Consider the following 19,720-nt stretch of genomic DNA (forward strand, 5'->3'; position numbering starts at 1 on the left):
GACGCTCAAAACGCCGCCCCTTCACCGGGGCGGCGTCTTTTTGCCCGCTCTTGCCGGTTGCGCTGCACGGCCACATTGCTAGGGTCAGGCCAAGCAGGATCGGGCAGAAAATGACCACACCAATTTACGCCATCGGCGACGTGCACGGGCAGCTAGAGCTGCTTGAGGCAGCACTTGACCGGATTGAAACGGACGGCGGCAAGGATGCACGTGTCGTATTCCTGGGGGATTACACCGACCGTGGACCCGACAGCCGTGGCGTTCTTGACCTGCTGGTTCGCGGCAAGGCGCAGGGACGTGATTGGATCACACTCAAGGGCAATCACGATCGGATGTTTACCATGTTCATGCAGGACTATCCGATGAACGACAACCAACTGCTGGTCGGCTATCACTGGCTACATGAACGGCTGGGCGGCATCGAAACTCTGGCCTCCTATGGCGTCGATGTGCCCGAACGCACCCGCATTCATGAAGTTCACTCTGCTGCGCGCAACGCCATTCCGGCCGAACACGTGACCTTTCTCAACGATCTACCGACAACCTATTTGCAGGACGGTCTGCTGTTCGTTCACGCAGGTGTCCGGCCACGTGTGGCCCTACAGGATCAAGTCGAAGACGATCTGGTGTGGATCAGGCAGACCTTTCTGAACTACGCCGACCCACACCCCTGGTTGGTGGTTCATGGCCACACGCCTGCGAAACAGGCGGAACACAAAGGCAACCGCGTCAATCTGGATTCCGGTGCCGCGTTTGGCGGGCCTCTGTCCGCCGTCGTTTTCGAGAACGGCGACTGCTGGCTGCTGACCGATCAGGGCCGTGTGCGCTTAGCCCCAGAGATCGGTTGAAAGATACTTCAACCCGCTGTCGCAGATCACCACTCCGATCACACCCCCGGCCTCTACCCCTTCCAGCAACCGTAGAGCGGCGGCCACATTTGCCCCGGCAGAAAACCCGGCAAAGATTCCCTCTTCCCGCGCCAGCGCTCGTGTCGTCTGCCGCGCTTCATCGCCTGACACGGTCAGATAACCATCAGCACGGACATCGCGCAGAAAGGCCAAGTCAAACATTGCATAGCCGCCGCCTTGAATAGGGTGTCCGGCTTGGGTGACATCCTGACCGGCCAAGGCAGCCGCGCCTTCGGGCTCGACAAGATAACCGCGAATGTCGGCATTCATCTGGCGCAGCCCTTGCATTGTGCCTGCAAATGTCCCGCCCGATCCCGCAAAATCCGCAAATGCGGTCATCGTGTGATCCGAGTCCGCCCAAAGCTCAGGTGCCGTCGTGTTCATATGAGACTGAGCATTCCCCAAGTGATGAAACTGATCCGCGCGAAAGGCATCGCGTGCGGCAGTGATCTGTTCCGCCTCGGCCTCGACCAACGCCAGATCCTCACCTGAAACTTCACCCGGAAAACTTCCGTGCGCCTGATCCACCAGTACCACCTCGGCCCCAAGCGCCTCCATCATCCGTGCGCGCTCTTCCGAGTTGCCGCGCGACATGACTGCCACAAAGGGATAGCCCTTGATCCCGCAGACAATTGCCAGCCCGGTGCCCATATTACCGCTGGTCAGCTCAACCACGGTCTGCCCGGGCACCAAATTTCCCTCAGCTTCAGCCGCTTCGATGATGCCCTTGGCCGCCCGATCCTTCTTAGAGAAGCCGGGGTTCAGATAATCAAGCTTCGCCAGTATCCGCCCCTGTAGCCCGCGCGCCTGCACCATCCGATCCAACCACACAGACGGCGTGCCACCGATTACATCGACAATCGAGTTGTGCGCCACCATCTTCACCTTTTTCAAATACTCCGGGGAGTCGCGCAGCGACGGGGGCAGCGCCCCCTACCGTCAGCCCCAATCCAGAACAACTTTGCCGCTCTGCCCGGATTTCATCGCCTCAAACCCAGCCTCAAACTCATCCACGCCAAACCGATGCGTAATGACACGGCTCACGTCCAAGCCGTTCTGCAGCATCGCGATCATCTTGTACCAGGTCTCGAACATCTCGCGGCCATAAACACCCTTGATCGTGATCGCCTTGAACACGATCCGGCTCCAATCCACCGGAGATTTTCCCGGCGGAATCCCCAACAACGCGATCTTACCGCCCATGACCAATGCCTCGACCATCTGATCCAGCGCTGCTTGGGAACCCGACATCTCAAGTCCGACATCAAACCCTTGGGTCAGCCCAAGCTCGGCGATCACATCGTTCAGGTCCTCGCTCGACACGTCGACCGCCCGCACCGTCGGCACCACATGTTCGGCCAATTTCAAGCGATCCGCGTTGATATCGGTGATCACCACATTGCGTGCGCCGGCGTGGCGGGCCACCGCTGCCGCCATGATCCCGATGGGACCTGCACCAGTGATCAGAACGTCTTCGCCCAACAGATCAAAACTCAGCGCTGTGTGCACTGCGTTGCCCAGAGGATCGAGAATGGCACCGATCTCGTCAGGTATGTCATCCGGCAAGGGCACCACGTTGAACGCAGGCAGCCGAAGGTATTCGGCAAAAGCCCCCTGTTCGTTCACGCCGATCCCGCGCGTTCCAGGATCCAGGTGAAACTTGCCCGCGCGGCTCTGACGGCTGTCGGTTCCGATAAGGTGGCCTTCGCCCGAGCAGCGCTGCCCAACATTCAAGCCGGTCACATTACGACCCAATTCGACAATCTCACCTGCAAACTCATGCCCCGTGATCATCGGAACCGGCACCGTGTGTGACGCCCATTCGTCCCAGTTCCAGATGTGGATGTCTGTGCCGCATATCCCGGTTTTGTTGATCCGCACCAGAACCTCATCCGGGCCAATTTCGGGTACCGGCGCACGGACCTGCCACAGCCCTTCGCGCGGATGGGACTTCTCCAAAGCCTTCATCGTATTTGGTCGCATCAGATCACTCCCAACTCTTTGCCCACCTTGCCAAAGGCGGCTAGTGCACGGTCCAGATCGTCGCGTGTCAGGGCGGCATTCATCTGCGTTCGAATACGTGCTTTGCCGCGTGGGACCACGGGGAAGAAGAAGCCCGAGACATAGACGCCTTCATCGAAAAGTCGCGATGCCATTTCCTGCGCCAGCGTGGCCTCTCCCAGCATCACCGGAATGATCGGGTGCTCGCCTTCAAGCAGGTCAAACCCCAACTCGGACAATCCGTTGCGCCAATGTGTGGCGTTTTCGAACAGTTGCGCACGCAAGGCGCCTCCCTCTTCGACCAAGCGGATCGCCTCGATCCCGGCAGCGACGATGGCGGGCGGCAGCGAATTTGAGAACAGATAGGGCCGCGCCCGCTGCCGCAGCAGGTCGATCACTGGCTGCGGCCCGGCGATATAACCGCCGATTGCCCCCCCAAGTGCCTTGCCCAAAGTTCCCGTCAGAATGTCCACATCAACGCCAAAGTGATCCGGTGTGCCTGCGCCGTTCGGTCCCATGAAGCCTGTTGCGTGGCAATCGTCGACCATGACCACGGCATCATATTTGTCCGCCAATGCGCGGATGGCAGGCAGATTGGCCAGATACCCGTCCATCGAAAACACGCCGTCCGTCGCGATCATGATGTGCCGCGCGCCGTCCTCGCGGGCCTGTTTCAACCATGCCTCAAGGTCGTTCATATCGTTGTTCAAATAGCGATAGCGTTTGGCCTTGCACAACCGAACCCCGTCGATGATCGAAGCATGGTTCAAACTGTCCGAAATAATTGCATCCTCTGGCCCCAGCAACGGCTCAAACAGCCCGCCGTTGGCATCAAAACAGGCCGCAAACAGGATCGCGTCGTCTTTGTTCAGAAACTTGGCCAGACGCTGTTCAAGCTCGCGGTGAATATCTTGTGTGCCACAGATAAACCGGACCGAAGCCATGCCAAAACCCTTGTCCCCCATTGCTCTCTGAGCGGCCTCGATGAGTGCGGGGTGATCCGCAAGACCAAGGTAATTGTTGGCACACAGGTTGATAACTTCGCGATCACCTACCGTGATCTCACCCCCTGGGGGAGGTGATCATTCGTTCGCGTTTGTACAGACCTTCAGCCTCGATCTCAGCAAGGGTTTGAGAAACACGTGACAAAAAAGCTTCGGACATAACGACCTCCTGATTTCGAGTCAGTGTCTACCATAACGGATGGAATTCCGAAATAGGAGAAGTTCACCATTACGGAAAAATTTCCGCCAATGCGGATTTTCAGTTTTCCTCTGCCTGCTGGTCTTTGTGCCTAGTCGCAGCCTCGGGTCGTGACACATAGGCAAGAACCATGTTTTCAAGGGAGGCGGACAACTCGGTGCGCAGAAGCTGCAGATCGTGCTCGGCTGTTTTGGACTGGCGGGCACGCGCCCTGTCACGCAGCTCCTGGCGCAGGTCTAGATAGGTCAGCGTCAGGTAACCCGCCGCAGGTGCCAAAACAAAAGCCGACCAGAAAACCGTCCAGTTGAACCCTGGCTGCGTTGCGTGGGGGATCAATGACCCCAACATTGCAGCTTGGATCAGCCAACTACCAGGAAACAGCAACAGGCTCGAAAACAATGACCACGTTGCCATCTTGTCCTCGTCCTTGCCATGCGCAAACCATCGCGAGACATGAAACGGGACAAAATTCAGAACCGATCCAATCAGCCACATCGGCATCAAGGCAAACAGGGTCACACGAGGCCATCGTAATGAAAATCCAGCAATCTTCCCCTCGCGAGGCACATCCTCGCCTCGGGCCGCCGTATAGCGCGCCAGCTTCGACAAGGCCTGTTCTACTTGCTCGGGACGGTTACGCTTTGCCCATGCATAGCCACGACAGAACGTATGTTGCATTCTGACCTGATTCTTCATTGCGGCCAAAGTCCGGGCGTCCATACCACTTTCAGCCCAGGTTTCTGTGTGTTGCCAAAGTTCGGTTGCCTGTCGGATAACCTGCGCATCTTCCCAGGAACTGAAGTTCAGCGTCACTTCGGACAACCCCTGCTGGATACGCCCTGTCAGATCTCGCACGACTGCGCGGCGTGTCGCGACATCATTGGTTGCCCTGTAAACTTGGGCTTGTCTGGTGATACCAATTGGCTCTCCCACTTGCAGCAGTACACGTGACCTGAAGGTAGACTTATCTTCGAACGTCAACCCTACGGGCAGGATCTGCACGCCCAAATCCCCACCCTGCGCTTCAGCCTCAAGGGCAATCCGGGCTGCACCACTTTTCAAGGGCAACAAATGTGGCTGATTGTGACTAAGCCCTTCGGGAAACACCGATAGAACGCCCGTGTTTGCCAGAACTTCAGACGATCTGTCAAACAAGGGTCTGTCTTTGGCCATCTTCATTCCGACGTCTTGTTGCCGGTACACCGGCACGACGCCCGCTGCTTTCAGAAGGGGAACCAGCGGTTTGTAGTCCCACAAGATGCTGGCGGCCAGCAAACGCGGCATGCGCGGTAGAAAACAGCTGACAAGAACCCCATCAACCAAACTGTTACCGTGATTGGCAACGATCATCACCGGCCCCTTGAGCGGAAACTTCTCGGCGCCGACGACTTCAATCCGGCTGAAGAAAGAATTCATCAGGATGCGCCCGATGCCACGCAGAAAAACGTTGACCCGAGACATGCGCATTGTGTTCGGCTTCTGCGGATCCACCATCTTCTTTTTATGCCCCTCACGCCCGTGTTTCATCCGATTGGGCGTGGACAATACCTTCATCAATTCCCCGTCATTCAAATCGAACGACCGTTTGCTACAATTGCTGACGGATCCCAGTTTATTATCGGTAAAACCCGTTAAGACCTCTTTTCAGCACCAACTGAGCCTAGCGCGACCTGCCCAGCCCCGCAAACCCAAACTCGGTATCATGTTTGCTTAATCTGACTGGACAATGACGGCATGTGAAGACACCAATGGCACCCGTGCGTCGTTCGACACATGCAGTCCGGCAAGGAGACAATTGATGGATGATAGATCATTGAAACCGGCCACCTTGGCCGCGCAAGCGTTGGGTGCTCTGGACCGTCAAAGCGGTGGCGTCGTGCCGCCAATTCAACCTGCCACGACCTTTGCCCGCGATCGAAACTACGAGCCCTTGAATTCGGACAACGTATACTTGCGGGATCAGAACGAGGGAACACGCCTTGCCGAGCAATTGATTGCCCGATTAGAGGGTGCAGAAGCCTCGCTTTTGTTCCCTTCAGGCATGGCGGCAATTGCTGCCGCGTTTCGAACCATTCCCAACGGTGGCCGCGCGATTGTTCAGGCTGGTATCTATTGGGGTACGACAAAATGGGTTCGAGAATTTTGCGAACGGCGACAGATTGCCCTCGACGAGTTTGATGCCCGCTCGCCCGAAACTCTGTCAACGCTATGCCAGACCAAGGCCAATCTTGTTCTGATTGAGACACCGTCAAACCCCTGGCTGCTTACAGTCGATATCGAGAACGCAGCCAAACAGGTTCATGGCGCGGGCGCAAAACTGTTGGTGGATGCAACAGCTGCAACCCCGGTATTGTGCAATCCGATCGAATGGGGTGCTGATCTGGTAATGCATTCGGTCACCAAGGCGATCAACGGGCATTCAGACGTACTGGGTGGGGTGCTTTCAACCGCGACCGACGATGCCGTCTGGCAAGAAATTACCACAGACAGGCAGGGAGCAGGTGCGGTTATGAGCCCGTTTGACGCCTGGTTGTTGGTACGCGGGATGCGAACATTGCCGTTGCGTGTCGAGCGCATGTGTTCCAACGCACAAAAAGTTGCAGATTTCCTGAACAACCACCCCAACGTGGCCGACGTGTATTATCCCGGGCTTCCCGGTTTTACAGGTCATGAGATTGCCAAGAAACAAATGAGAGGTGGCTTTGGCTGCCTGCTGTCGGTCTTGGTGAAGGGAGGGGCCGCGGATGCCTTGGCAGTTGCGGGTCGACTGAACCTGTTCCACCGGGCGACGTCACTGGGCGGGGTCGAGAGCCTTGTCGAACACCGTCATACCATCGAGCCCCACACCGGCATTCCCGAGAACTTGTTGCGTCTGTCGATCGGCATCGAAGATGTCGAAGACTTAATCGCCGACCTCGATCAAGCCCTGAAGGGGTAATCGGTTACAACCCCAAGGCAACCTCGGTCAGTGCTTCCAGAAAAGCAGCACCAGCTGGCGACAATTGCGCCTTCGCCCGGTACGACACGCCTACGGGCCCGGTTCCAAACGGTAAGGTCAGCGGCAACTGCGCAAGTGTGCCAGCGGCAATGTCCTGTGCCGCAACATGGGCCGAGCATCAGCCCGATGAGCGACTCGTTCTGCAACAATGCGCGATTGGTTAGATAGGATACGGATTCAACAGACATCGAAGGTGAGAAATGATCGTTGCGCACAAAGAACTGGTCCAGTTGTCTGCGCAGCGTGGTTTCAACGGGCGGCAGAATCCACCCAAACGCCGTAAGATCGGAAAATGTCAAACCAGGTTTGTCACACAGCGGATGGCCCGCGCCGACCACAAGCACGATCTTTTCGTCAAACAATGTGCGCTGCTCCAACTCGCTGCGGTAGCGGTGGGTGGGCAGACGTCCGACGACAAGGTCAATTTCGCCGGAATGCAGCGCAGGCATCAGCACCTCGTTGGTGCCCTCGACAACCTTGATCGCCACATTTGGGCGCGCACGGATCACCTGCTGAATTGCCGCTGGTAACAGTTGCGGTGACGCGGCCAGCAAGGTGCCTATCACCACCCGCCCGCTGTTACCTTCGTTCAGATCATCCAGCTCTTGTGCAGCATTCGACACCTGGGCAAAGATCAGTTTCCCATGTCGGATCAACGCATCGCCATAGACCGTCGGAACAACGCCGCGATTGGTCCGTGTGAACAGCTGAACCTCAAAGTCCAGCTCCAGGTCCTTGATCATCTTGGTTGCAGCCGGTTGCGAAACATTCAATTCACGCGCTGCGTTCTGAATGTTGCCATGCTTTCCCACGGCCACCAGGAGGCGCAATTGACGAAGTTTGAGCCGTGTAAGAACCCGTTCGACAATTCGAGAGTGGCTCATGGCTTCCCCTTTAACCCCCAATCGGCTGTCTTGCTTCGACGATGGCAGCAACCACGCTCATGGCCGCCAGAGCGGAACTGCGCGGGTTATCTGGCAGTGTCTTGCCGGAAATCTCGAACCGGAATGATCCAAAGTCACCCTGGGCATGGATCTCGTGCACGTTTGTTTGGGTGTTGGGGTCTGCAACCAGTTCAACTTCTGTCCGCTCGAAACCAACCCCGGCCAAAGCCACCGCCGCCGCGACGTTTGCGTTCTTGGGATACCGCAACGCGGCGTCCCGTGCGGTTCCAATGAAATGCACCTGCGCGTGGTTCAAAGGGACCGACAGGTCGACCACGTCTTCGGCCGGTGACCCCTTCCACCCTTCTGGGGGCTTACGCCCAACATACCGTACCGTCCCCAGATCACCGCATCGGGCCGCGCGCAATGCATCCAGACCGCCAATTGCGCCACTGGCTAGATGCAACCTACTGCCACCAGAGCGGGCCGATTTCTCCAGATCGGACAGCAGATCGGCATCGGCCAAGGCACCGATGGACACCGTGATCACGTCACAGCCACGCGCCAAAGCCTTTGGGCCATGCGCCCGCAAACCTGCATGGCCGGCACAGTCGATGACATGAGTGACACTCTCAGGCAACTCATCGACGGAGGCCACGACCGGCACCCCCTCAGCACCTTGCAGGCCATCGACGCGCTCGCGCCGCATGATCAACGCCAACAGATCTGCATCAATCTCGCGCAGGGCAGACTGTACAAACTGGGAAATGGCGCCATTGCCGATAAGAGCGATTTTCATGAGGTGTCCTTTGCTCCACTTGGTCTTCTCTATACTTTCAACCCAACGTGTTTGCTATCCATTCCAGTTATAGCAATTTCTCTTCTTTGTATTTTTCACAACCTTCTATTCATGATCATCTCCGATTACCCAAGCTTGAAACCGAACGGTGTGCAATGTCACAGACCAAGGCAAAATATGTGGGTCGGTCCGTGCCGACCCGGGTTGCGCCGACACTGCTGCGCGGCCACGGGCGGTACGCTGATGATGTTCCTCTGGACCAACCTCTTTTTGTCGCATTCCATCGTAGCCCAGTTGCATTAGGAAAAATCAGTTCATTGGATTTGGATGATGCACGGGCGCAAGACGGTGTTTTTGACGTCCACTGCGGCAAAGACGTTGCCCACCTTGGCGCACTCGCGGTCAATCAGGTCATTCCTTTGCTGCATTCGCTTCCATATCCGGTTTTGGCCCAATCACTGGTCGAAAGTGTCGGGCAACCAGTCGCCGCCGTTTTGGCAGAAACTCAAAATCTGGCTTTGGACGCAGCAGAGCTGATCTATGCCGATATTGAAGACGGTGAGAATCAACAGCCCGAAAAGACGATTGCCAAAGACACATGGTCCAGCGGCGACACCGCCCACCAATTTGAGGCGGCCGCCCATGTGGTCGAAGTGGAACTCAATCACCCGCGCCTGGCCCCTAATCCGATGGAACCTAGAACTATAACCGTCGAATATCACGCAGAAACAGATACTGCGACGGTCTGGCATTCCACTCAGACTCCCCACCGCTCTCGGTCCGAACTCTGCCGAATCCTAAACATCGACCTCGAACGCATTCGTGTGATTGCCATCCATGTGGGCGGAGCGTTTGGAATGAAAGGGTCAATCTACCCAGAAGAGGTCTTCACCGTCTGGGCTGCATTCAAACACAAGCGCAATACCAAATGGACCTCAACTCGATCCGAAGAGTTCTTGTCTGCTACTCATGGCCGAGGCGTTTACAGCCGGGGAAAGCTCGCCTTGACCGCTGATGGAAAGTTTCTCGCTCTACAAGCGAACATTGAGGCACCAGTTGGCAGCTGGCTTCCCAACAGCGGGCTGATTACTGCTTGGAACGCAGGACGATTGCTGCCGACCGGCTATGATGTTCCTGCGATTGATGTGCAGACGCGCGCTGTGCAGCACCGCATTGGCCCGACCGGCATCTATCGCGGAGCTGGCCGCCCCGAAGCCAACTGCCTGATGGAACGCTTGGTGGACAAGGCCGCAAAGGAACTAGGCCGCGACCCAATTGACCTTAGATTGCAGAACCTGCTCGCCGCAGACCAATTGCCGCGCGAAACGGCCACCGGTAATTTGTTGGATTCTGGTGATTATTCCCGCGCCCTCGGGATTTTGAAAGATCAAGGCCTTTACACCGATCTGTCGGAACAAAGAGAGCGCCGCCGTCGAGATGGAGAATTGGTGGGCCTAGGCGTTTGTTTCTACGTCGAGCCGTCCGGTTCCGGTTGGGAAAGCGCGCGCGTCACCTTGAGCACTGATGGCAGGGCACAGGTAGACAGCGGCAGCTCGTCTCAGGGTCACGAACGCGAGACGGCGTTTGCCCAGATCGCTGCAGATGTTTTGCATCTGTCCCCCGACCAGATCACTGTTCAGTGTGGTGATACCGGCACGTGTCCCGAAGGCATCGGCGCGCTGGCGAGCAGATCGACGGCCATTGGCGGCAGCGCGGTATTGCAGGCATGCCGTGAAACTCGCGAACGTCTGTCGGCTGGTGAAACCGCCCCTCTGACCTCTGAAGTTCGTTATGAAAACAAGGGCCAGGCTTGGGGGTATGGCGCATATCTGGTTTTGCTTTCAATCTGCCCGGACACTGGCACTCTGACATTGGAACATGCCTCATGTGTCGACGACACTGGCTGCATAATCAATCCCGATCTGGTCAAAGGACAGATTCAAGGAGGGTTTGCCCAAGGCGTGGGTGAAGCGTTGATGGAACAGGTGATCTATGACGACGACGGGCAGCTATTGACCGGGTCCTTCATGGATTACGCCATGCCGCGCGCCAATGACGTACCGCGCTTGGCTATGCAGACTTTCGAAACCGCCAGCCCGATGAACAGCCTGGGGGCAAAAGGTGTTGGCGAGGCCGGAACTATTGGTGCGCCGCCCGCCATCCTGAATGCCGCAATCGACGCCCTCAGCCCCTTGGGCATTACCGATTTGAATATGCCACTGACCGCACACACCCTCTGGCAGGCCATGCAAGAGGCCAAGCAAGGACAAAACTCATGAAGTATTCGAAACTCGACGCCAAGGATTACGCCCGCGAAAACATGCGCGGGATTTGGGCAGCTGCTCTCAACCCGTTCAACGCGGACGGGTCCTTCAACGAGGCCGGTCTGCGATCAAACATCCGCCACTGGGTCGACGATCTGGACATTCAGGGCCTGTTCATTGCCGGTAAGCAGGGCGAATTCTTTTCCATGTCGCTGGACGAGCGCAAACGGAATTTCGAAATCGCGGTCGAGGAGTGCGACGGCAAGGCAGGCACCATCATGTCGGCCTCGGATCAGAACTTCGACACGGTGGTCGACCTAGCCAAACACGCACAAGATTGCGGCGCAGACTATGTGGTTGTTCATGCCCCGATCCTGCACTTCGTGACCGATCAGGATGACACCGTGTTCAACTACTACAAGGAACTCTGCGACCGCGTGGACATAGGCATCGCCATGTGGAGCCACCCCGACAGCGGTTACCTGATGAGCCCCGAGCTTTGCGCGCGGGTGGCAGATCTGCCCAACATCGTGGCGATCAAATATTCGGTCCCGCGCGAGATGTATGTAAAGCTAACCCATCTGGTTGGCGACAAGATCCACGTCTCAACAGCGTCCGAGGCCGAATGGCTGGACAACATCGAAGAACTGAACTGGAAGCTCTATCTGTGTTCGTCACCGCCCTATCAGATCCAGACCAAAACCGATCAGCGCATGAATGAATACACCCAATTGGCGTTTGAAGGGAAATTTGCCGAGGCCCGCAAAGTGCGCGACAGCCTTGAGCCGGTACGTGAAGCTATCAAACGCACCAAACCTGGCGGCAAGCCGCAGGCCCATGGCAAATACTGGCAGGAGCTGCTGGGGCAAGTTGGCGGCCCGGTTCGCTCCCCTTGCTGCAATTGACCGACGCTGAAAAGGCGGCCACGCGTGAAGCCTTCGAAAACTGTGGTCTGAAACTCTGAGACATCACAAAGACACCATAAGGCGGGCATCTCACATCATTACCATACTAACAGAATTTTCAGGCCGGGTATTGCCCTCCCCGGTCAGAATCTTCAGCGGCTGCGCCACGCGCCTAAAAGTTGCTCACGTTTCGTTGAGCCCATCCAGTTCGTTCAACAGGTCCAACAGCAGCTCAAACCGTTCCGCGCCCATCTGATCCTGCAGCCTCTGGGTCAGATCCAGACTGGTTTTCAGGTTGTTTTTGATGATGACAGAACCATTTTCGCTAACTTCCACGATCTGTTTTCGCCCATCTTTCGGGTCAGGCCTCCGATGGATCAGTTCCTTTTCTTCAAGTTTCTGAAGAATCCGGGTCAAGCTTGGCAGCAATAGACAGGCTTTCTGCGCGATCTGCGTCGGGTCCTGTGGGCCCTCTTCCTGCAGCACGCGCAAAACACGCCATTGCTGTTCCGTGATATCAACATCAGCCAACATGGCACGGATGGGGCCCATTACCCGCTCACGCGCACGCAATAGAGCAATCGGTAAGGAACGGGACGTGGTAAGGTCTGGTCTCGGCATACCCAACTGTCGCCTATAGTTTGACCCACTTCAACCGACGAGTGACAGACGCATGGTTGACAGAATCAGAAATTTAGTTCACATGTTAATTATAAAGTGAGCGAGAAAACCATGCCCCATCTGACCATTGACTACTCGGCAAACATGGAAGATCGCGTCGACATGGCGGCGTTCTGCGATGCCTTGCGACTTGCCGCCATCGAAACCGGCGTCCTGCCAATGGCGGGTGTTCGAGTTCGAGCAATCAGAGCAGATCACGTTTCGATCGCCGACGGCAATCCGATTCACGCTTACGTGGATATCTCGGTTCGTTTGCGCGGTGGCCGGGACCTGGAAACCCGTAAAGCCGCAACCCAAAAGATTTTCGACGCAGCACAAAGCTTCCTGTCTGAGACCATGGCCATCCATTCCGTCGCACTGTCGTTCGAAATGCGCGACATAGACCCAGAGCTTTCGCCAAAGACCGGAACCATCCGGAACCATTTGTCCGCGTCTGGACAGCCCGACACATAAACCAAACACACCGAGCTTGGCGGGCAATCCCCATGCTCCTGACACATGAGAGGAAGACCCGATGCCCGTCCCAACCGCAAACTTGTACCCACCGTTCAACATCGTGCGTCTCAGCCACGTGGAATACCGGGTCACTGATCTTGCAGCGTCTCGGGCTTTCTATGTCGATACACTGGGTCTGCAGGTGACCCACGAAGACGACAAACAGATTTATCTGCGAGCAATGGAAGAACGAGGCCACCATTGCATTGTCTTGTCCCAGGCAGACTCTGCGAATGTTGGCGTGCTGGGCTTCAAACTGTTTGACGACAGTGATCTCGACAAGGCAGCAACCTATTTTTCAGAGCAGAACCTGCCCGTCGAGTGGGTTGAACGACCATTCATGGGGCGAACCCTGCGCACGCGCGACCCGTGGGGCATTCCGCTTGAGTTTTACGTCAAAATGGACCGGCTTGAGCCGATCCACCAAAAATACAAGCTTTACAACGGCGTCAAACCGCTGCGAATTGACCATTTCAACATGTTCTCGGCAGATGTAGATGGAGCAGTGGCCTTCTACAACGACATCGGCTTTCGCACGACGGAATTCACCGAGGATGACGAAAGTGGTAAGGTTTGGGCAGCTTGGATGCACCGAAAGGGCGGCGTTCACGATGTTGCCTTTACCAATGGTCGTGGCCCGCGCCTGCATCATACCGCATTCTGGGTACCCACCCCTCTGAACATCATCGACCTGCTCGATTTGATGGCCACCACCGGCTATGTAGACAACATCGAACGCGGCCCCGGACGCCACGGGATTTCCAATGCTTTCTTTCTGTACGTTCTCGACCCGGACGGCCATCGCATCGAGATCTATTGTTCAGACTATCAAACGGTCGATCCCGATCTGGAACCTATCAAGTGGGACCTGAAGGATCCGCAACGCCAGACTCTTTGGGGTGCAGCCGCGCCGCGCAGTTGGTTCGAACATGGATCGACTTTTGATGGCGTCACTCCGATCGAAAGCGCTCTGAATGCGCAACCGATCATCGCCCCATAGGTTACATATAGACAGCTCTTCGGTGGTGGTACTAACTTCCACCCGAACCAAGCACCCCAGCCATCCATCATAACCCGAATTAGAGGTCTCTCCATGTCCGCACCACATAACCCTTTCAAGCACGCTCTATTGCGGGGCGATGTCCAAATCGGGTGTTGGATGAGTTTTGCGGAAGGCGCCTGTGCGGAAATCATGGGGACAGCCGGGTTTGACTGGCTGGTCATCGACGGTGAACACGCGCCTAACGACATCCGGTCAATCCGGGATCAACTGGTAGCCCTTGCAAACAGTTCTTCACATCCCGTCGTTCGCGTTCCTGTCGGCGAGACCTGGATGATCAAACAGGTTCTGGATGCTGGCGCCCAGACGGTTCTGGTGCCCATTGTTGAAAGCGCTGACCAAGCACGGGAACTCGTGCGCGCATGTCGCTACCCTCCGACCGGCGTGCGCGGTGTTGGTGCGACGGCCGCACGCGCAACAAAATTTGGGTCGGTGTCCGAGTATATTCAAACAGCCAACCAAGAGGTGTGCTTGATCGTTCAAGTCGAAAACACTGTTGGTATCGCGGCCCTGGACGAGATCTTGGAGGTCGAAGGTGTTGACGGTGTGTTCATCGGCCCAGCGGATTTGTCGACGGATATGGGGTTTCAGGGAAACAGCGCCGCGCCCGAAGTTCGATCAGTCATTTCTGATGCAATCAAGCGCATCAAAGCCGCCGGAAAAGCCCCAGGTATCCTGGGGGTAGCCGACGATGCATCACAGGCTTATCTGGACATGGGTGCACAGTTCCTTGCGGTCGGCATTGACGTATTGATCCTAACCAACCATGCCCGTGCCCTGGCAAAACTGTGGAAAGACCGGACCACCCCCTGATCGCCGAAAAAGTGTCGGCATTACTTGCGGTCTGACGCCTTTATCTGGGCCGCAGCCCGGGCGTACCCGCCAGAGGCTCCGTCAATGAAATGCACATGGTCATCCTGCATTGCCGACGGGACAAAACAGGTCACCATGGCATCTTGTTGAGAAATCAAACCGAACCGGATTTTTTTGCGACGCTCAGCTTCGGTCAATATGTCCTCGATGCGCGCCTTTGTATCGGCATCGCAATCCACCGTCATCTTCAGCCCGTCATCGAACTTGCGATAGTCGGCATTGGCAGTGATCATTTGTTTGTAGTGGACCGGATCAAACGAACCAACGTTCATGTCGGTCTTGAACAACGTCCAACTGAACACAGTCTTGAAGAACAGAATGCTCTTGAACACCCAAACCGGTAAAGAGCCGCGCAAAGAGCGTGCTTCAATTTCCAGGCCCGAAGACGACCACCTTACGCGCGGACCGGGTGCAGGGACTGGGTGACCGTTTCGGTCCAACGTGCCAATTGCCGTGACGACCCGCTGGGCAACATCCGCAAAATCGCGTTCAGAAGCCGAAGCCGACGGTAGAACAACCAATGACAGCATTTCACCATGTACCGAGGTCACATTGCTCCATCGGCACGACAAACCGGTCAAATCCGGTTCAGCCCCGGTCGGGGACATCTCGATCGTATACCTGCCGGTTTTCATCTGCTCGTCGACCCAAGCCAAACCACCTCCTGCAAACATGGCATAATCGACACCTGTCGAGGCCGCGAAGCGCGCTACGCGAACATCCCGGGCCGCCGCATGAATATCTGCAACTGGCACAATCGCTGCACGCAGATTGATTTCGAATTTCTCCATCGCCCATCGCCTGAGATCAGCAAGTGTTCTTTCCGCAATCTTTCGGTCGGATGCCGGTAAGGCAAACGATGCACCGTCCCCACCAAACACATAAGGAAAGGTGTTGTTTCCCAATGCATTTGCCATCGCCGAGATGACTGACGCCCCAACCATGTTGACGATTTTATATCGGCCGCGCTCAATTTCGCCGGTCGAATCCACAATGTCGGCTGTTCCCACAACCCAGTCCTCTGGAACAGGAACATACCTTGATGGCTCGGCAAGCCTGTCAAAGCTCGCCGTTGGGTCTAGCGTCTCATAGAATCGGTCGCCTTCGTCAAACGCGACAATCGTTTGGGGTACAGAACCTTGCATCCCCCGAAACTAACGCGACCAGACCGGTTGTCGCGTGAATGCAACAATTCACACGGGCTTGTGCATGGGTGGTTAAAATGTCACCCATCTGCCCGAGGAGACATTCGGAGGGAAGTCGCATGCAGGCAGGGTTGATCATATTGTGTCTAGCATACGTGCTCAGCCAGTTTTTTCGGGCCTTCCTTGCTGTCCTCAGCGGCGTTTTGAATCAAGACATTGGGGCAACCCCGGATGACCTTGCCTTTGCGTCCGGGCTTTGGTTTCTAACCTTCGCAGCGATGCAGCTGCCCGTCGGGCTGGCCCTTGACAAGATCGGGCCACGGCGCACAGCGGCCGTGCTTTTGCTCGCAGGTGGCAGCGGTGGTGCAGTTCTGTTTGCGTTGGCAACGGCCCCCATTCACGTGAGCTTGTCGATGGTCTTGATCGGGATCGGGTGTTCGCCAGTGCTTATGGCGTCCTATTACATCTTCGCCCGCAACTATGCTCCCGCACGCTTCGCCACCCTGGCCGCGTTGATGCTGGGCGTGGGTTCCAGTGGCAATCTGGTGGCTTCCTACCCGACCGCACTGGCAGTTGAACTGATCGGCTGGCGCAGCACGCTGATGGGACTTGCGGTTATGTCCGCTGTGGTTGCTTTGGGTATCTGGTTGACCGTCCAAGACCCAGAACCCGTTGAAACAAAAGAAAAAGGGTCACTGTTCGATCTGCTCAAACTGCCTGCACTCTGGGCCATTCTGCCGCTGATGTTCGTGGCCTATGCCCCGTCCGGTGCGATCCGGGGTCTGTGGGCCGGACCATATCTGTCGGACGTCTTCGGACTGTCGACCGGGCAGATTGGACAAGCCACGCTGGTCATGGGGGCGGCGATGATTGCGGGCACCTTCGCCTACGGACCGCTTGATCGCATCCTGGGCACGCGCAAATGGGTGATTTTTGGCGGCAATCTGTTGTCTGCCATCGCCTTGGTCGTGCTGTGCTTGTGGATTGACCAGGGTGTTTGGACCTCGGTCATTCTGTTGGCGGTGATCGGTTTCACCGGCGCCACCTTCCCCGTCATCATGGCCCATGGCCGCGCCTTTGTTCCGGCCCACCTGGTCGGGCGCGGCGTGACGCTCTTGAACCTCTTTGGCATCGGCGGCGTTGGTGTGATGCAGATCGTCTCGGGCCGCTTACACGAAGGGGCCGCTGCCACCACTGCGAGCGCGCCATATGTGATCATATTCGGGTTCTTCGCCGCCACGCTAATGATCGGTCTGGTGTTCTACCTCTTCAGCCGCGACAGCGTGGACTGACACACCGCTTTTGACCCCAAGCCTCTTTCCTCCAGACCGCTTTCGCTGTATGGAACCGCCGCCGGTCATAAGACCGGGATATCTGGAGAAAGAAAATGGGTTATCGCATCGTCGTCGTCGGCGCCACTGGCAACGTGGGCCGCGAAATGCTGAACATCCTGGCCGAGCGCCAGTTTCCCGTGGACGAGCTCGCCGTGCTGGCAAGCCGCCGTTCGTTGGGTACCGAGGTAAGCTTTGGCGATAAGACACTCACGACCCAGGATCTGGATACCTTTGATTTCACTGGTTGGGACATGGCGTTGTTTGCCGTGGGTTCCGAAGCAACCAAGGTCTATGCGCCCAAGGCGGCCGCAGCTGGCTGTACCGTGATCGACAACAGCTCGCTCTATCGCTACGACCCGGACATTCCGCTGATCGTGCCCGAGTGCAACCCGCAGGCGATCCACGACTACGCCAAGAAAAACATCATCGCCAACCCCAACTGCTCGACCGCGCAAATGGTTGTCGCGCTGAAACCCCTGCACGACCGCGCCAAGATCAAGCGCGTTGTCGTCTCGACCTATCAGTCGGTGTCGGGTGCCGACAAAGAGGGCATGGACGAGCTGTGGGATCAGACCAAAGCGGTTTACAATCCAACCTCGGACGTACCGCCGAACAAGTTCCAGAAGCAGATCGCCTTCAATGTCATTCCGCAGATCGACGTCTTCATGGAAGACGGCTCGACCAAGGAAGAATGGAAGATGGTTGTCGAGACCAAGAAGATCGTCGATCCGTCGATCAAGGTTACAGCCACCTGCGTGCGCGTTCCTGTCTTTGTCGGCCATTCCGAAGCCGTGAACATCGAATTCGAGGAGTTCCTGGACGAAGACGAGGCCCGCGACATCCTGCGCGAAGCACCCGGCATCATGGTGATCGACAAGCGCGAAGACGGCGGATACGTCTCGCCCATCGAATGCGCGGGCGACTTTGCCACGTTCATCAGCCGCATCCGTCAGGACAGCACAATCGAAAACGGCATCAACCTGTGGTGCGTTTCGGACAACCTGCGGAAGGGCGCTGCACTGAACGCCGTTCAGATCGCAGAACTGCTGGGGCGTGAAGTCTTGAAGAAAGGCTGAAATCAGTCTGACTTAAGAAATAGCTTTTCTAAAACACCCCGCCATTTTTTGGTGGGGTGTTTGTTTTTTCATGCTCACTTGATCGCAAACCAAACGACAAAAAAGTGGACATTACTCAGTCGCCAAACTGGGCAATACTTTCACACGCATCCCGGGGCGTAACTGGAAGTATGGATTGTCGATTTCGGCCCAAATGGTGATGGTTCCGCCGGGAAAATCTACCCGCGAGGAAACATTCTCTGGCTTGGTCGTCTCCGAGTAGACCCAAGTATCTGAAAGCTTTATCCGAAGTATTACTTTTTCCAACAGTTCCTGGGGTCTTCTAAGGTCGTCAATTTCAAGTTGCTCTATCCGTTCAACATATGGAATTGCGTAAGACAATCTCACCGGATCCATTTGATCGATGCGAGCCAACGGCGCGCGCCCCTTTTTGACATAGCCGCCAGCGTTCACTTCAGAACGGCTGATAACCCCGCTGATCGGTGCAAGTATGCTGGTGTTGCTCAATTCAACTTCCGCAGCCGCCAATTCTGCCTTGGCTTGTTCGACCAATGCTTCCCCCAGCGACAAAGCGACTTCAGCCCTGAGCATTTGTACATCGGTTGCCGAACCACGGTTCTTGAGTTTTTGAATACGGTCAAGATCTTGGCGCGCCGAATCCAACGTTGTTTCCGCTTTTACTGCGTTGAATCGGCGCGTTCTAACAGCAAGCTCAAAGGGTTCAGCATGAATGGAAAAAAGAACGTCTCCTTCGTTGACGAATTGACCTGGCTTAAAGTGAACCTTGGTAATGACGCCGTCGATCAAGTTTGACACATCGTAGGTCACCAAGGCTTCAATTCTTCCGGGAAACTCAACCTGAGAAGAGTTGCTCTCATCAGCAAGAACGGGATTGAGAATACCGCTGACGACCAGCGTGGAAAAACAGACAAAGCCAGTGCCTACAAACCCTAGAAACTTCGAGATTGAATTTAGAACCATCTTTGCCCCCACAATCAGAATTTCACATCTATCTCGTACGTCTGAGGATATCAGCAAACCTTCTGCCAAGCCATTTGGGATCGAAATAACAGATAATTGCGCGCTCATAGCTT

The 19,720-nt window shown here is 56.3% G+C and carries 16 protein-coding genes and 2 pseudogenes; 9 read left to right on the forward strand and 9 right to left on the reverse strand.

What is annotated here, in order from left to right; translation table 11 throughout:
* Positions 1 to 110 precede the first annotated feature (110 nt).
* The gene (locus tag ACZ1HE_RS20805) at positions 111 to 848 is read left to right on the forward strand and encodes a metallophosphoesterase family protein (RefSeq protein ID WP_472623907.1); all 738 of its coding nucleotides are present in this window, start codon (positions 111 to 113) and stop codon (positions 846 to 848) included.
* Here the strand turns inward: ACZ1HE_RS20805 and ACZ1HE_RS20810 are convergent.
* The 4 genes and pseudogenes from ACZ1HE_RS20810 to ACZ1HE_RS20825 form a co-directional block, all read right to left on the reverse strand.
* Positions 828 to 1,787: a PLP-dependent cysteine synthase family protein gene (locus tag ACZ1HE_RS20810; RefSeq protein WP_472623909.1), complete on the reverse strand. Its 960-nt coding sequence runs from the start codon at positions 1,785 to 1,787 to the stop codon at positions 828 to 830. The two genes, ACZ1HE_RS20805 and ACZ1HE_RS20810, sit on opposite strands and share 21 nt — an antisense overlap.
* Positions 1,788 to 1,847: 60 nt before the next feature.
* Positions 1,848 to 2,876 carry an L-threonine 3-dehydrogenase gene (gene tdh, locus ACZ1HE_RS20815; protein ID WP_472624585.1) on the reverse strand — a complete coding sequence of 343 codons (1,029 nt, stop codon included), beginning with the start codon at positions 2,874 to 2,876 and terminating at the stop codon, positions 1,848 to 1,850.
* A 14-nt stretch (positions 2,877 to 2,890) separates the two neighbouring features.
* A pseudogene (locus ACZ1HE_RS20820) lies at positions 2,891 to 4,073 on the reverse strand (glycine C-acetyltransferase).
* A 99-nt stretch (positions 4,074 to 4,172) separates the two neighbouring features.
* Positions 4,173 to 5,666, reverse strand: coding sequence for a lysophospholipid acyltransferase family protein (locus ACZ1HE_RS20825; protein WP_472623911.1), 1,494 nt, complete (start codon positions 5,664 to 5,666; stop codon positions 4,173 to 4,175).
* Between the two features lie 244 nt (positions 5,667 to 5,910).
* Between ACZ1HE_RS20825 and ACZ1HE_RS20830 the strand changes: the two genes are divergently transcribed.
* Positions 5,911 to 7,050: a trans-sulfuration enzyme family protein gene (locus ACZ1HE_RS20830; RefSeq protein WP_472623913.1), complete on the forward strand. Its 1,140-nt coding sequence runs from the start codon at positions 5,911 to 5,913 to the stop codon at positions 7,048 to 7,050.
* Here the strand turns inward: ACZ1HE_RS20830 and ACZ1HE_RS20835 are convergent.
* Positions 7,032 to 7,994 (reverse strand): LysR family transcriptional regulator, encoded by a 963-nt coding sequence (locus ACZ1HE_RS20835; RefSeq protein ID WP_472623915.1) that lies wholly within the window; start codon positions 7,992 to 7,994, stop codon positions 7,032 to 7,034. The two genes, ACZ1HE_RS20830 and ACZ1HE_RS20835, sit on opposite strands and share 19 nt — an antisense overlap.
* Positions 7,995 to 8,004: 10 nt before the next feature.
* Positions 8,005 to 8,793: an aspartate dehydrogenase gene (locus tag ACZ1HE_RS20840; protein WP_472623917.1), complete on the reverse strand. Its 789-nt coding sequence runs from the start codon at positions 8,791 to 8,793 to the stop codon at positions 8,005 to 8,007.
* 155 nt (positions 8,794 to 8,948) lie between these two features.
* Here ACZ1HE_RS20840 and ACZ1HE_RS20845 point away from each other — a divergent pair, with 155 nt between their 5' ends.
* A complete protein-coding gene (locus ACZ1HE_RS20845; protein WP_472623919.1) occupies positions 8,949 to 11,072 on the forward strand; it encodes a xanthine dehydrogenase family protein molybdopterin-binding subunit in 2,124 nt (707 codons plus the stop codon).
* Positions 11,069 to 12,021 (forward strand): annotated as a pseudogene (locus ACZ1HE_RS20850) (dihydrodipicolinate synthase family protein). Before ACZ1HE_RS20845 ends, ACZ1HE_RS20850 begins: the two are co-directional and overlap by 4 nt.
* 124 nt (positions 12,022 to 12,145) lie before the next feature.
* Here the strand turns inward: ACZ1HE_RS20850 and hpaR are convergent.
* On the reverse strand, positions 12,146 to 12,583 hold the full coding sequence (gene hpaR / locus ACZ1HE_RS20855; protein ID WP_472623921.1) for a homoprotocatechuate degradation operon regulator HpaR: 438 nt from the start codon (positions 12,581 to 12,583) through the stop codon (positions 12,146 to 12,148).
* A 111-nt stretch (positions 12,584 to 12,694) separates the two neighbouring features.
* Here hpaR and ACZ1HE_RS20860 point away from each other — a divergent pair, with 111 nt between their 5' ends.
* From ACZ1HE_RS20860 to ACZ1HE_RS20870, 3 genes are all read left to right on the forward strand, one after another.
* Complete coding sequence (locus ACZ1HE_RS20860) at positions 12,695 to 13,096, forward strand: 5-carboxymethyl-2-hydroxymuconate Delta-isomerase (RefSeq protein WP_472623923.1); 402 nt, start codon at positions 12,695 to 12,697, stop codon at positions 13,094 to 13,096.
* Between the two features lie 61 nt (positions 13,097 to 13,157).
* Entirely contained in the window at positions 13,158 to 14,138 is a 981-nt protein-coding gene (gene hpaD, locus ACZ1HE_RS20865; protein WP_472623925.1) for a 3,4-dihydroxyphenylacetate 2,3-dioxygenase, read from the forward strand.
* Positions 14,139 to 14,231: 93 nt separating this feature from the next.
* Positions 14,232 to 15,011 (forward strand): aldolase/citrate lyase family protein, encoded by a 780-nt coding sequence (locus ACZ1HE_RS20870; protein ID WP_472623927.1) that lies wholly within the window; start codon positions 14,232 to 14,234, stop codon positions 15,009 to 15,011.
* A gap of 20 nt (positions 15,012 to 15,031) precedes the next feature.
* Here the strand turns inward: ACZ1HE_RS20870 and ACZ1HE_RS20875 are convergent, their stop codons facing one another.
* Complete coding sequence (locus ACZ1HE_RS20875; protein WP_472623929.1) at positions 15,032 to 16,216, reverse strand: DUF3095 domain-containing protein; 1,185 nt, start codon at positions 16,214 to 16,216, stop codon at positions 15,032 to 15,034.
* A 119-nt stretch (positions 16,217 to 16,335) separates the two neighbouring features.
* Here ACZ1HE_RS20875 and ACZ1HE_RS20880 point away from each other — a divergent pair, with 119 nt between their 5' ends.
* Together ACZ1HE_RS20880 and ACZ1HE_RS20885 are read left to right on the forward strand one after the other, a co-directional pair.
* A complete protein-coding gene (locus tag ACZ1HE_RS20880) occupies positions 16,336 to 17,508 on the forward strand; it encodes an MFS transporter (RefSeq protein ID WP_472623931.1) in 1,173 nt (390 codons plus the stop codon).
* Positions 17,509 to 17,603: 95 nt separating this feature from the next.
* Positions 17,604 to 18,626 (forward strand): aspartate-semialdehyde dehydrogenase, encoded by a 1,023-nt coding sequence (locus tag ACZ1HE_RS20885; RefSeq protein ID WP_472623933.1) that lies wholly within the window; start codon positions 17,604 to 17,606, stop codon positions 18,624 to 18,626.
* 111 nt (positions 18,627 to 18,737) lie between these two features.
* Here ACZ1HE_RS20885 and ACZ1HE_RS20890 read toward each other — a convergent pair whose 3' ends face one another.
* Positions 18,738 to 19,715, reverse strand: coding sequence for an efflux RND transporter periplasmic adaptor subunit (locus tag ACZ1HE_RS20890; RefSeq protein ID WP_472623935.1), 978 nt, complete (start codon positions 19,713 to 19,715; stop codon positions 18,738 to 18,740).
* Positions 19,716 to 19,720 lie beyond the last annotated feature (5 nt).

Source organism: Falsiruegeria sp. JB4-1, assembly GCF_055693495.1.

Excerpts from the sequence above, each read along its gene's own strand:
- ACZ1HE_RS20830 (WP_472623913.1), top strand. The coding sequence starts at position 5,911 with ATGGATGATAGATCATTGAAACCGGCCACCTTGGCCGCGCAAGCGTTG.
- ACZ1HE_RS20875 (WP_472623929.1), bottom strand. The coding sequence starts at position 16,216 with ATGCAAGGTTCTGTACCCCAAACGATTGTCGCGTTTGACGAAGGCGAC.
- ACZ1HE_RS20825 (WP_472623911.1), bottom strand. The coding sequence starts at position 5,666 with ATGAAGGTATTGTCCACGCCCAATCGGATGAAACACGGGCGTGAGGGG.
- hpaD (WP_472623925.1), top strand. The coding sequence starts at position 13,158 with ATGCCCGTCCCAACCGCAAACTTGTACCCACCGTTCAACATCGTGCGT.
- ACZ1HE_RS20880 (WP_472623931.1), top strand. The coding sequence starts at position 16,336 with ATGCAGGCAGGGTTGATCATATTGTGTCTAGCATACGTGCTCAGCCAG.
- ACZ1HE_RS20845 (WP_472623919.1), top strand. The coding sequence starts at position 8,949 with ATGTCACAGACCAAGGCAAAATATGTGGGTCGGTCCGTGCCGACCCGG.
- ACZ1HE_RS20870 (WP_472623927.1), top strand. The coding sequence starts at position 14,232 with ATGTCCGCACCACATAACCCTTTCAAGCACGCTCTATTGCGGGGCGAT.
- ACZ1HE_RS20805 (WP_472623907.1), top strand. The coding sequence starts at position 111 with ATGACCACACCAATTTACGCCATCGGCGACGTGCACGGGCAGCTAGAG.
- ACZ1HE_RS20810 (WP_472623909.1), bottom strand. The coding sequence starts at position 1,787 with ATGGTGGCGCACAACTCGATTGTCGATGTAATCGGTGGCACGCCGTCT.
- ACZ1HE_RS20835 (WP_472623915.1), bottom strand. The coding sequence starts at position 7,994 with ATGAGCCACTCTCGAATTGTCGAACGGGTTCTTACACGGCTCAAACTT.
- tdh (WP_472624585.1), bottom strand. The coding sequence starts at position 2,876 with ATGAAGGCTTTGGAGAAGTCCCATCCGCGCGAAGGGCTGTGGCAGGTC.
- ACZ1HE_RS20840 (WP_472623917.1), bottom strand. The coding sequence starts at position 8,793 with ATGAAAATCGCTCTTATCGGCAATGGCGCCATTTCCCAGTTTGTACAG.
- ACZ1HE_RS20860 (WP_472623923.1), top strand. The coding sequence starts at position 12,695 with ATGCCCCATCTGACCATTGACTACTCGGCAAACATGGAAGATCGCGTC.
- hpaR (WP_472623921.1), bottom strand. The coding sequence starts at position 12,583 with ATGCCGAGACCAGACCTTACCACGTCCCGTTCCTTACCGATTGCTCTA.
- ACZ1HE_RS20890 (WP_472623935.1), bottom strand. The coding sequence starts at position 19,715 with ATGAGCGCGCAATTATCTGTTATTTCGATCCCAAATGGCTTGGCAGAA.
- ACZ1HE_RS20885 (WP_472623933.1), top strand. The coding sequence starts at position 17,604 with ATGGGTTATCGCATCGTCGTCGTCGGCGCCACTGGCAACGTGGGCCGC.